This window comes from Alcanivorax sp. HI0007, assembly GCF_001635525.1.
Classification (GTDB): domain Bacteria; phylum Pseudomonadota; class Gammaproteobacteria; order Pseudomonadales; family Alcanivoracaceae; genus Alcanivorax.
The window spans coordinates 1-11,648 of sequence record NZ_LWEJ01000006.1 but is presented as its reverse complement, the minus strand read 5'-3'; the positions used below and the strand labels follow the sequence as shown (position 1 = coordinate 11,648).

Genomic DNA, 11,648 nt, shown 5'->3' with positions numbered 1-11,648 from the left:
CCGAAGCTGGCGTGAGACCTTCTACAACGATGAATATGACATCCTGGCCGAAGAAAACGACAACTTCGAATGGCATCTGGCGTTGTCCGATCCCCAGCCGGAAGACAATTGGACCGGGCTCACCGGCTTTATCCATAACGTGTTGTACGAGCAGTACCTGAAGGACCATCCGGCGCCGGAAGACTGCGAGTACTACATGTGTGGGCCGCCGATGATGAACGCCTCGGTGATCAAGATGCTGGATGACCTGGGTGTGGAACCGGAAAACATCCTGCTGGATGACTTCGGCGGATAACACCGAAAGCGCCGACCTGCGGGTCGGCGTTTTTTTGAGTTGAAAGTTCAAAGTTTAAAGTTAAAAAGCGCGCGGTAGCTGAGTACAAGGCTGGCAGTCAGTACCCGCGATTATCGGCTTCGGCGCGGCGTCAGCGGCTGAAGCTTGGCTACATAAAGGCGTCGCGTTTCAACTTTAAACTTTGAACTTTCAACTCGCCCCTGAGAATACTGGAAACGAACAATGCCCCGTATCCTTCCCCTGCTGGTACTGTCCCTGTTGCTACTGCTTGCCGGTTGTGACGACAGCAAGAATCGCCTGTCCGTTCTCAGCGGCCCGACCATGGGCACTACCTGGAGTGTGAAGTTCAGCGGCACGCCCAAGGAAGGCGTAGACGATCTGAAAGCGGATATCGAGGCGGCGCTGGAGCAGGTCAACGCGGAAATGAGTACATACCGGCCGGAGTCCGATCTGAGCCGGTTCAATGCAGCGGATGCGGGTACATTGATGGCGTTGCCGGCGGATACGGTCAAGGTACTGTCTGCGGCGTTTGCCATTTCTTCCATGACCGACGGCGCCTATGACGTCACCGTGGGACCGCTGGTAAACCTGTGGGGATTCGGCCCGGACCCGGATCGTTTCGAGCCTCCCTCGGAAGACGAGATCACCGCGGCGATGGCGCGGGTTGGTTGGCAGCAGCTGCTGCTCAACGACAATGAGCTTCTGCAGCCCGGCGATGTGTATGTGGACCTGTCATCCATTGCCAAGGGGTTTGCCGTGGACAAGGTGGCCGAGTTGCTGGAAAGCCAGGGCTTGAAAAACTACCTGGTGGAAGTCGGGGGCGAGTTGCGCGGTAGCGGCAAAAAGCCCTACGGTCAGTCCTGGCGGGTGGCAGTCGAGCGACCGATTGCCGGTGTCCGTGAGGTGGAAAAAGTGGTGGCCCTCACCGATATGGCGGTGGCTACCAGCGGCGATTACCGCAACTTCTTCGAGTCTGATGGGCAACTGTATTCACATACCCTGGACCCCAGAACCGGGTATCCTGTTAACCATACGCTGGCATCCGTGTCAGTACTGCATGAAAGCGCCATGATGGCGGATGGGCTGTCCACGGCCATGACCGTGCTGGGGCCCGAAGCCGGTATGGCGTTTGCCAAGCAGCATGAACTGGCGGTGTTTTTTATTGTCAGAAAAGGTGAGGGCGTAGAAGAGCTTTCCACGCCCGCCTTCGATGCAATCCTGGAGGAGAAATAGCATGTTGATGACCATTATGGCCGCAGTGATTTTTATCGGCCTGCTCTTCACGGCCATGGCCGTCGGCGTGATTCTCTCCAACAAGCCGATCAAGGGGTCCTGTGGTGGGCTGGCGACACTGGGCATGAAGGAAGGCTGCGAAATCTGCGGTGGTGACCGGGGCAAGTGTGAGGAAAATACCCAGAAAGTTGACGCTGAAAAAGCCGCCGCCCTGGGCAAGGACGTGATGAAGATGTGATCCGCGTTCGCCCAATAAAAAGCCCGCCTTGCGCGGGCTTTTTTGTGTCTGGCCTATCCGTAGGAACGTCGCTGGCGGGGCGACAGACAGCAGTTGCGAGGTACGAATAGCGAGAAGCGAAAACCTGGCTTTCGCAAATTTCAGGTTTTGATTTTCGATACTCGCTTCTCGTGACTCGTCACTATTGAGGTTATCGCGCCGCCAGCGGCGCTTCTATGGATAGGTGTTGTCTGGGGCTCCCAGAACCACCGCCGTGCGCAACTTGGCCTGGCCGTACTTGCGCATCTGGTCGAACTTTTCCCGGGTGATGGGCACATGTTGGCAGTCCAGCGGAACCTGGTCTTCCCCCGGGTCCGGATCGTGGATGTAGAAGCATTCTTCATCGCTGCCACTGATAGCCACCCAGTGAGGAGCCTTGCGCCCGTCCAGGCGCCAGGTGCTGATCAGAACCAGCACGATGCTGCCAGCAGCGATGGCATCGTCAAGATCCGCAGCGCTGAAATCCTCGTAACAGACCGGCAGGGATTGTGCCTTGCAGGTTTCCACGAAATAGTTGTGCAGGGTGGTGATCACGGCTTTCTTTTCCGTGTCCCGCACCGAGTCGACAAACAAGGGGCCGGTCTGGTTACACCAGACGCGGGCTTCCAGGCCCCGTTGGCGAGCGGCAAGTGCCAGCCCCATGGGGTGACAGCCGCCGTGACCGGCCGTCATGAAAATGGTGGTGGCCTCCCGCCACAGCAGCAACTCTTCGGTGGTGCTGGGCGGTTGCTGCTTGAGCGCGGCCAGGGCCATCATCAGGCAGGCCGGACCACAGGTGAACGGTGTGGTCTGCTGAACCCAGGGCAGATGCAGCCGTTCCGCGTTGTCCGGCAGGAAGAGGAGGCGCTTCTGGTACCGCAGAGCGTCCTGGTGGTCTTCGTAGTAATCCGGTGTCTGCGCAAACAGGCGGTAACCGCGCTTTTCGTAAAGGGCAATAGCGGCCGGGTTGTCCTTGCGCACTTCCAGACGCAGGTAGGGACGGCGTTGCTGAAGCGCATACTCTTCGGCGGCTTCCATAAGCTTTTCCCCCAGATTCCGACCCCGTTGCTGAGGGTCTACGGCAATGGAATACAGGCGTGCCAGGCGGGTGCCCGGTTGCAACAGCACCAGGGCATAGCCGGCCAGGGTATTGTCATCATCAACGGCGACGATCAGGCCACTGTGTTGGCGCTTCAGCCATTTGCGAAAGCTGCGTCGGGAAAGACGGTCCGATGAAAAGCAGCGCTGTTCCAGGGCGGTGAGCGCGTCCAGGTCATCGGAGGTGGCGGGTCGGAGCTGAAAGCGGTACATAAACGCGGGTTCCAGAAGATGCCCCAGCATACGGCAGGCAAGCGGCAGATCGCCAGTGGTATTGCGGCTGTGGTGACAGAATGTCAGTCACGGCATACTGGTGGAAATTTGGAGGGTGGAAATGCAGAAACAGGACCCGGTTCGCGGGTTGATCTTGTCCGGTGGTGGCGCTCGCGGCGCTTATCAGGTCGGTGTACTGGCTGCCATAGCCGAGTTATTACCCCGTGGGGAGCCCAATCCGTTTCCGATTATCTGCGGTACCTCTGCGGGCGCAATCAACGCGGCATCCCTGGCTGCCAATGCCGGTAATTTTCGCTCGGCCATTCGGGGGCTGGAACGGGTCTGGTCCAATATTACCGCCGAGCAGGTTTACCGCACCGATACCTACGCGTTGCTGAAAGCGATTGTTCGCTGGCTGTTTTCCGGTGTCACCACCGGCAAGACGCCGGAACGCAGCGCGCTACTGGATAACATGCCGCTGCAACGCCTGCTTACCCTGGTGATCAATTTTCGTCGTATCCGCGACAACCTGGATCAGGGTCATTTGCGCGCCTTGGCAATCACCGCTTCCGGCTATGCAAGTGGTGAGTCGGTGAGTTTTTTCCAGGGCGACAGCGCGCTGCCGGAGTGGGTGCGGGCACGCCGCAAGGGCAAGCGCTCGGAAATCGGGGTGCAACATTTGCTGGGGTCGGCGGCCATTCCCATCCTGTTTCCTGCCAGCAAGGTGGATGGCGCCTATTATGGCGACGGCGCGCTGCGGCAACTGGCGCCTTTGAGTCCGGCGTTGCATCTTGGCGCTTCCCGGTTACTGGTCATTGGTGTGTCCGGCAACATGAGTGCCGGCCATCAGCGCCAGTTAAGCGGCTACCCGTCCATGGCCCAGGTGCTGGGCCATGTGCTCAACAGTGTGTTTGTGGACACCCTGGAGGGGGATGTGGAGCGGCTGGAGCGGATCAACCGGACCCTTTCTGCCATGAGTGAGCGCGCCCGGCGCAAGCATGGTATCCAGTTGCGGCAGGTGGATGTGCTGAAGATCTACCCGTCCCGCCCCATTGATGAAATTGCCGCCGAGCATATCCGCGAATTGCCGCGGGCCCTGCGTTTTTTCCTGCGGGGGTCGGGTGCCACGCGGTCGCCGGGGGCCAGTGCCATGAGCTACCTGTTGTTCGAGCCGGGTTTCACCCGCACGCTGATTGAGATGGGTCGCAAGGATGCCATGGCCCGTAAGGAAGAAATCCTGGCGTTCTTCGCCGATCAGCCGCTCACTGCCGCTGCTTCCGAGGACGAGTAACGGGGGCTGCGTCGGAAGTGGCTGACAAAACTGGTGGGGTAGTCCGTGATAATGCCATCCACCTGCAGTTGGGCCAGCCGATCTGCTTCGGTGAGGTCATTCACCGTCCACACCGACACTTTCAGGCCACGTTTGCGGGCCCGGCGCATTAACGCCGGGGTCACCAGCGAGTAATGAGGCATCAGCCAGCTGCAGCCCAGGCCATGGGCCCGGCGGGTGGGTTGCAGGTAGCGGTACTGGCACACATAACCCCGTTCCACATCCGGCGCCATGGTACCGATCATGCGCAGGAAACCGGTATGACTGGAGGTCACCACCACCCGGGATTGCAGGTGCTGTTCATGGATCATATGCGTGAGGTGATGCGCCAGCTGATGCAGCACCACCCGATCCGCTCCCTTCACTTCGAACTGGAAGCGCATGGCCGGGCCGCACAGCTCCACCACTTCCTGCAGGGACGGGATGCCCGTGGGGCTATGCCAGCCGGGGGTATTGCGGCGAGCATCCATGGTGCCCAATTGGGAGCGGGTATATTGGCGCACATTGCCGCGCATGCCGGTGGTGCGTGTGACGTCGCTATCGTGCAACACGATCAGATGGCCGTCGGCGGATAGCCTGACATCCAGTTCCATTTCCGAGACACCGGCCTCCAGTGCCACCTGAAAACTGGCCAGGGTATTTTCCGGGGCTTCGCCTCGGGCGCCCCGGTGGCCGACCAGTGTCGGGTGACGAGGCGCTGTGCTGGGTGCTGTCATTGCGATAGTCATGCCGCCATTGTTTTCGAGAAAGATGACAGTGCTGTGACCTGGACACAAGAGGCAAAATTGTCATTTTTATGACATGGGCGGGGCGTAGCGTGCACGCTGCATGGGAATACCCGGGAGAACGGTTTGGCAGTACTGAAACGCTATCTGCAGTTTTTTCTGATGAGCTGGTTGCCGGTCTACGATGGCCGGGCAGGGCGGTTTTCGCTGCAACGATGGCTGGTGATGGCGTTGTTCTGGCCTGTGTTTCTGCTGGTGCAGGCCATCAATGGTTTGGGGCTGCTGCTGGATTATCTGTTGTTCCCTGATTTTCAGCGGGTTCAGGTTCGTGAGCCTCTCTTTGTGGTCGGGGTGCCGCGCAGTGGTACCACCTTTCTGCACCGTCTGCTGGCCAGGGATGAGCGGTTTACTACCACGGCCCTGTGGGAACTGCTGTTCGCCCCGTCGATTAGCCAGCGGTATTTCTGGACCGCTGTTGCGCGCCTTGATGACATGATCGGCCGACCCGCGGGGCGGGTGTTGCTATGGATAGAGCGGCGCCTGCTCGGGGGTCTGGACGGGGTCCACAAGACCGGGCTGCTGGACCCGGAGGAAGATTACCTGGCATTGATTCCCGTGTGGGGCTGCTTCCTGCTGGTATTGGCTGTACCGGTACCCGCCCTGTGGCGTCTCACCTATCTGGACCGGGATGGCACCGACAAGGAAAAGCAGAGGCTGATCGCGGCCTACCGGCGCTTTGTGCAGCGGCATCTCTATTTCCACGGCAGCCACAAGCAACTGCTCTCCAAGAATCCGTCCTTTACGCCCTGGATGGCGACTCTGGCAGAGGCCTTCCCGGATGCCCGCTTTATCGGCTGTATTCGTAATCCCAGCGCGGCGGTGCCATCCCAGATCAATTCCATTTTGATCGGCGCCCGCCTGTTTGATGGCCGTGACACAACCGGTTACTGGCGGCAGGGCTTTATGGCCATGCTCGATTATTACTACCGCCATGTGCTTGAGGTGCTGGAAAGCCTGCCGCCGGAACGTCAGGCGCTTTCGGTGATGGAGCAATTGGCATCGGCCCCGGCGGCGACGGTGCGGGCGTTCTACCGGCGGTTTGGTTGGCAGCCTGGAGCGGTTTTCCTGCAGCGGTTGGAAGCACAAGACCGCCAGGCAAAACAGTACCGCAGCGGCCATCACTACAACCCGGACGAACTGGGTGTTAGCCCCGATGAACTCGCTGATGTCTTCGGCTGGGTCTATGACCGTTTCGGATACCCACTTCCCAACATCGATTAAAAACTGTTTGGGTTCGCGCCGCCAGCGACGCTCATACGGCGCGTTCGGGGTTCGTTACATCTTGTCGCAATTTCACCGTCATGGTGCGGCAATGCTGTCACATTATCGACATGAGGGGCGCTGATACTGGCGCCCATGGATACCAAAGAGCTACGCATACTGTTTGTGGTGGATGCGATCAAGGGTCGGAATGGCGTCGGCGCCTACTTCCAGGATCTGGTCTCGCATCTCAAGGACCATGTGGCCCAGGTGGAACTGGTGCAGCCCTGCATGGAGGAACCGCATCCCTGTCAGGGTGCGTCCATGCCGATCCCCGGCGACCCCACCCAGCGGCTTTTCTTCCCCAAGGTCCGTGAACTCAGCGCCCTGGTCTGGGAAATGAAACCCCACGTTATCGTCATTCCCGGCCCCGGTATTTTTTCCATGATCGGGTACTGGATCGCCCGCAAGTGGGGTATCCCGGTCTGCGTGACATTCCAGACGGACTACAACCGCCTGGTGGAGCTGTACTGGGGGCGCCGCCTGGCAAGGCTGGCCGGTGGACTGCTTAACTGGGTCAACCGCACCCTGTTCCGGGGCAGTGATACCGCTGCCACTATCTGTGAATCCATGATCGCCCAGGCCCGTGCCGCCGGCGCCCGTAACCCGCAGTTGGTGGGTACGCCGCTGGCCCGGGAGTTTGTTAACACGCCGGTCACCCGGCTGCATGACAGCGTCAGACGGGTTTGTTATGTGGGGCGGCTGGCGGCGGAAAAGAATATCGAATCTTTCCTGGCCCTGGCGGCTTCGCGACCGGATCTGCAGTTCGAGATAGCCGGCGACGGGCCGCTGCGCAACAAGGTGGAGCAGGCCTGCAAGGCATCCGCCAACCTGACCTTCCATGGCTGGTGTCGCCGACAGCAGGTGGTGGAAATTCTCGATCGCTGCCAGGTGCTGGTGCTGCCTTCTTCGGTGGAGGCCTTCGGCACCGTGGCTCTGGAAGCCATGGCTCGTGAGCGGCTGGTAATCACCACACCGGCCTGCGGCATCAATGAATGGCCGGCCCTGGCGTCAGGACTGTGGATCATGGAACCGCGGGAAAGCCTGAAGCAGACCCTGGATCGCTTGCAGTCATTGAGCCCGGTGGTCCGCGACCTGAAGGCGAAGCAGGCCAGGCAGGCGGCGCTGACCATGAATCGGGATGCCATTGAGCATTGGGCCGCTGTGCTGGGGCAGTGTGCCCAGATGGTGCCGGCAGCCAACCGCTCACTGCCTTCCCCGACCCTGGCGCTGTTGCGCCGCCTGAGCAGTAACTATGCCCGCAGCGCCCTCTGAGTCGTTAGTCGCACCTCGGGCACTGGTTTCCATCCACGATGTGATGCCGGAAACCCGCGAGCAGGTCAGTCGGATTCTGGCGCTGCTACCGCAGTCCCCCCAGGCGGTGACCTTGCTGGTGGTACCGGGGCGGAATTGGCAAACGGCGGATCTGGACTGGCTGCACCAGCTCCAGCAGCAGGGCTACCCGCTGGCCGGCCATGGCTGGTTGCATCGCTGTGCCCCCCCGATCAGTCTGTATCACCGCGTGCATAGTCTGCTGCTGTCACGGCGTGTGGCGGAGCATCTCTCCCTGTCGGCCAGTGGTATCGACGCCTTGATACGCAATTGCCACCAATGGTTTCTGGACCAGGGGCTGCAACCCTGCGAGCTGTACGTGCCGCCGGCCTGGGCCATGGGAGCAATCAGTCGCACCCAGCTGGCGGATATGCCTTTTCGCCTGTTCGAGACACTGACGGGCGTTTTTGATGCCAGAGCACAACGGATGCACTCTCTGCCCCTGGCAGGGTTCGAGGCGGATACGCCGCTGAGAGAGTGGTTTTTACGGGGCGTTAATCACGTTAACTGGCGCAGAGCCTGCCACACCGGGCAGCCTCTGCGGTTGGGCATTCACCCGGATGATCTGTCATTGCGGCTGGGTCACCGGGTGATCCCCATGGCAGAGGCGGTCTCGGCCAGCCTGACCTACCCGGATATGGCTCGGGGTTACCCGGCGGTCACAGCAAGCGGATAAATACCGGCAGACCGGCGGATGTGGCCTATTGCTGGGATTGCTGCGCCTTGGCCGTGCACTGGAAGGTCGTGCTCAGGGTCCAGGCGATGCAGTCGCCGTCCTGGGTTTCTGTCTTGCAGGATTTGCTGGGTTTGTCGGAGGGCAGGGCGCCGTTATAACCCCAGCTCAGGCACTGAGCGCTGGCTTTCTGCAGCCCCTCTTGCCAATCCACTTTGGGGCTTTGCATCAGGCTGTAGTCATAGGACAGGACCACGGTACCTTCGGATTGGTTGCCATCGCTGACTACCATGGCGGAAGGGGCCGCGCAGCCGGCGAGCAAGGTGGCGGCAAGAAGCATGGATAGGCGTGTCATTGTGGGCTCCATCTGAGATCGCGGGAAAACGGGCAAGGTACTTTCCGGCAACGTTGCCCTCAAGGGGCTTTCTGTAATGCTGTCGAGCAGGTCAATCCCGGTAGCGCTTGGTCAGGTCGCCGTAGGCATCCACTCGCCGGTCACGCAGGTAGGGCCAGATGCGGCGCACGGACTCGCTGCGCTGCATGTCCACGTCGGCCAGTAGGACCTGTTCGTTGTCATTGTCTGCCTGGGCCAGGAATTCTCCCTGGGGGCCGCAGACGAAACTGTTACCCCAGAACTGGATACCGCTGTCATCCACCGGGCTTTGCTCGAAACCGGTACGGTTGGCCACCAGTACCGGCAGGCCGTTGGCGATGCCGTGGGCGCGCTGAATGGTGATCCAGGCGTTGAGCTGGCGCTGTTTTTCCCCGTCGTCATCACTGGGATCCCAACCAATCGCGGTGGGGTAGAGCAACAGGTCGGCGCCGGCCAGGGCCATCAGGCGTGCTGCTTCCGGATACCATTGGTCCCAGCAGACCAGCAGGCCCAGTTTACCGACACTGGTTTCAATGGGGCTGAAGCCGCTGCGACCCCCGTTGAAGTCTGCATCCCCCGGAGTGAAGTAGAACTTTTCGTAGAAGCCCGGATCATCGGGAATGTGCATCTTGCGATAGATGCCGGCCAGGCTGCCGTCTTTTTCCATTACCACGGCGGTGTTGTGGTAAAGACCGGCGGCCCGTTTTTCGAACAGACTGCCGACAATGACAATGCCCAGCTCCCTGGCCAGTTTGCCCAGGGTATCGGTGCTGGGGCCGGGGATGGTTTCCGCCAGATCGAAAACGGCGGTGTCTTCGGTCTGGCAAAAATACAGGCTGCGGTGCAGTTCCTGCAGGAGCACCAGCTCGGCGCCCTGGTCTGCCGCTTCACGAATCAGAGAGAGGGAGTGCTCCAGATTCGCTTGCAGATCAGACTGGTTTTTCTGCTGGATCACGGCCACGCGCATGAATGTCTCCTTTAATTCTTTCAACCCTTCAAACCCTTTTCAGACCGCGCCACGGGGCAATTGCATGGTTACACAATGCAGGCTGCCGTGTTGTTCGATCAATACCCGGCAATTTACCGGTGCCACGGTGCGGTTGCCGCACACGGCTCGCAGGGCATCAATGGCGGCCTCATCCGTGTTACAACCATAAACCGGCAGCAGGATCTTCTCGTTGGTGATAAGAAAGTTGGCATAGGTGGCCGGCAGCCGCTCGCCTTCCCGGTTGAATTGCGGGGTGGGCAGGGGCAGGGGAACCAGGGTCAGATTGTGCGCCAGCGCCAGTGCCTGCAGCTCCTTTTCCATGGCGGCCAGACCGGAATAGTGACTGTCTTCCCGGTCCCGGCATTGCACGTAGGCGATGGTGCGGGCATCCACGAAACGGGCCAGGGTATCTACGTGGGCGTCGGTATCGTCGCCTTCCAGTTCCCCATGGTCCAGCCACCAGATATCGGTTACCCCCAGCTGTTCCTTGAGTAGTGCGCTCAGCTCCGCTTCACTCAGGTCCGGATTGCGATTGGGGTTACGCAGACAATGGCGGGTGGTCAGCAGGTTGCCCTGACCGTCCGTGTCGATGGCGCCACCCTCCAGCACCAGTGACGGGCTGTGCAGAGGCAGCTGCCAGGGCAGGCGGCGGTTAAGGGTGTTGTCCTTGTCGGCATCAAATTTGCCGCCCCAGCCAGTAAAGGTGTAGTCCAGCAGCTCCACGCTGCCATTGTCTTCCACGGCGATGGGGCCGAAGTCCCGGGCCCAGGTATCGTTGTAGTCGGCAATGATCAGTTGCAGGCGGGCGGCGTCCAGCCTACGTTCGGCCACCAGGGTTTTGATCCGTTGCTCGCAGTGGCTATCACGGCAGACCAGCCGCACCTGCTGATGGTCCAGCAGGGCGGCAAGTAGATCCAGATAACACTGTTCTGCGTCGGCGAGATGATCCGCCCAATCAGTGTGGGCGTCGGGCCAGGCCAGCAGCACCCCCCATTGGGGGTGCCATTCAGGGAGAAGTCGGCGCATGCTCATGGAGTCCGCTGGAGGGGGCAATGCGCGCGAGTGTGCTATCGGCGGGCATCCCAGTCAATAGAGAAACCGCCCTGGGATTCTTCCTCTGCCTGTTCAGCCTTCTGCTCCGCCTCGTCAGTCTTTTCCTGCACCTCAGCGTCCACGTTTTGTTCGGCTTCGCTGACCTTTTGCTGGGCATCAGCGGTGGCCTTATCAGCCTGCTGTTCGGCGTCTTTGGTCGCGTCGGAGACGGATGTTTTCACCTGTTTCACATCGGCTTGGACTGACTCGCCGGCGTCTTCGGCCTGCTGCTTCACCGTTTGCTGTTTTTCGGCGGCAGCCTGTTTCGGGGCTGGCTCACCGGAAATGATGATGCGACCGGTCACCGGGTCAAACCGGAACTCGCCGTCGGCAGGGGGCGGTTCCGAGGATTCCGCATCGGCGGCGGGTTCGGCAACGGCTTCAGGCGTTTGCTCGGCAGTACTGGCTGGTGGCTGGGGAGCCGGTTCAGGTTCGGGCGCCGGCTCGGCGGCCTGTTCCGGCGCTTTCGGTTCAGGGCTCTCGGTGGCAGCGGGGGCTTGCGGGCTGGGAGCTTCTTCTTTCGTTTCCGCACCGACAAAGCTGCCTGTCACTGGATCGAACATGGGCGGGGCGGTGCTTTCCGGCGCCGCTTGCGGCTCCTGCTCGGCCTCGGCTGTCGTTTCCTCAATGGCGGGTAATTCCTGGGTGCCTGACACCACATCCGGTGCGGCGGTGGCCGGGCGATCGACCACAGTATGCAGGCTGATGCCGTTTTCGAAG

General features: G+C 60.6%; 12 protein-coding genes and 1 pseudogene. 7 read left to right on the top strand and 6 right to left on the bottom strand.

The genetic code is table 11. The features are described 5' to 3' along the window. The 3 genes and pseudogenes from A3714_RS00770 to nqrM form a co-directional block, all read left to right on the top strand. Positions 1-295, top strand: a pseudogene (locus tag A3714_RS00770) (NADH:ubiquinone reductase (Na(+)-transporting) subunit F); the annotation flags it as partial. A gap of 222 nt (positions 296-517) precedes the next feature. Beyond that, positions 518-1,528: an FAD:protein FMN transferase gene (locus A3714_RS00765; protein ID WP_063508162.1), complete on the top strand. Its 1,011-nt coding sequence runs from the start codon at positions 518-520 to the stop codon at positions 1,526-1,528. 1 nt (position 1,529) lies between these two features. After that, a complete protein-coding gene (gene nqrM / locus A3714_RS00760; protein ID WP_197461890.1) occupies positions 1,530-1,766 on the top strand; it encodes a (Na+)-NQR maturation NqrM in 237 nt (78 codons plus the stop codon). Positions 1,767-1,979: 213 nt separating this feature from the next. Here nqrM and A3714_RS00755 read toward each other — a convergent pair whose 3' ends face one another. Next, on the bottom strand, positions 1,980-3,095 hold the full coding sequence (locus A3714_RS00755; RefSeq protein ID WP_063508163.1) for a GNAT family N-acetyltransferase/peptidase C39 family protein: 1,116 nt from the start codon (positions 3,093-3,095) through the stop codon (positions 1,980-1,982). Positions 3,096-3,216: 121 nt separating this feature from the next. On the opposite strand from A3714_RS00755, the gene A3714_RS00750 reads away from it, so the two are divergent. Then, positions 3,217-4,386 (top strand): patatin-like phospholipase family protein, encoded by a 1,170-nt coding sequence (locus tag A3714_RS00750; RefSeq protein ID WP_062816547.1) that lies wholly within the window; start codon positions 3,217-3,219, stop codon positions 4,384-4,386. Here the strand turns inward: A3714_RS00750 and A3714_RS00745 are convergent. Then, the gene (locus tag A3714_RS00745; protein WP_063508164.1) at positions 4,350-5,141 is read right to left on the bottom strand and encodes a glycerophosphodiester phosphodiesterase; all 792 of its coding nucleotides are present in this window, start codon (positions 5,139-5,141) and stop codon (positions 4,350-4,352) included. The genes A3714_RS00750 and A3714_RS00745 overlap by 37 nt on opposite strands. 135 nt (positions 5,142-5,276) lie before the next feature. On the opposite strand from A3714_RS00745, the gene A3714_RS00740 reads away from it, so the two are divergent. From A3714_RS00740 to A3714_RS00730, 3 genes are all read left to right on the top strand, one after another. Next, the gene (locus A3714_RS00740) at positions 5,277-6,431 is read left to right on the top strand and encodes a sulfotransferase (RefSeq protein ID WP_231866069.1); all 1,155 of its coding nucleotides are present in this window, start codon (positions 5,277-5,279) and stop codon (positions 6,429-6,431) included. A gap of 135 nt (positions 6,432-6,566) precedes the next feature. Then, entirely contained in the window at positions 6,567-7,745 is a 1,179-nt protein-coding gene (locus tag A3714_RS00735; RefSeq protein WP_062816549.1) for a glycosyltransferase, read from the top strand. Next, positions 7,726-8,478, top strand: coding sequence for a polysaccharide deacetylase family protein (locus tag A3714_RS00730; protein WP_082844620.1), 753 nt, complete (start codon positions 7,726-7,728; stop codon positions 8,476-8,478). The genes A3714_RS00735 and A3714_RS00730 overlap by 20 nt, the downstream gene beginning before the upstream one ends. A 25-nt stretch (positions 8,479-8,503) precedes the next feature. Here A3714_RS00730 and yecR read toward each other — a convergent pair whose 3' ends face one another. The 4 genes from yecR to A3714_RS17835 all read right to left on the bottom strand — a co-directional run. Continuing rightward, positions 8,504-8,830 carry a YecR family lipoprotein gene (gene yecR, locus A3714_RS00725; RefSeq protein WP_062816550.1) on the bottom strand — a complete coding sequence of 109 codons (327 nt, stop codon included), beginning with the start codon at positions 8,828-8,830 and terminating at the stop codon, positions 8,504-8,506. Between the two features lie 91 nt (positions 8,831-8,921). Further along, a complete protein-coding gene (locus tag A3714_RS00720) occupies positions 8,922-9,815 on the bottom strand; it encodes a carbon-nitrogen hydrolase (protein WP_062816551.1) in 894 nt (297 codons plus the stop codon). 39 nt (positions 9,816-9,854) lie between these two features. Continuing rightward, positions 9,855-10,862: an agmatine/peptidylarginine deiminase gene (locus A3714_RS00715; protein ID WP_063525762.1), complete on the bottom strand. Its 1,008-nt coding sequence runs from the start codon at positions 10,860-10,862 to the stop codon at positions 9,855-9,857. 41 nt (positions 10,863-10,903) lie between these two features. After that, positions 10,904-11,648, bottom strand: a 745-nt coding sequence (locus tag A3714_RS17835; RefSeq protein ID WP_063527140.1) for a hypothetical protein, incomplete at its 5' end; no start/stop codon positions are given.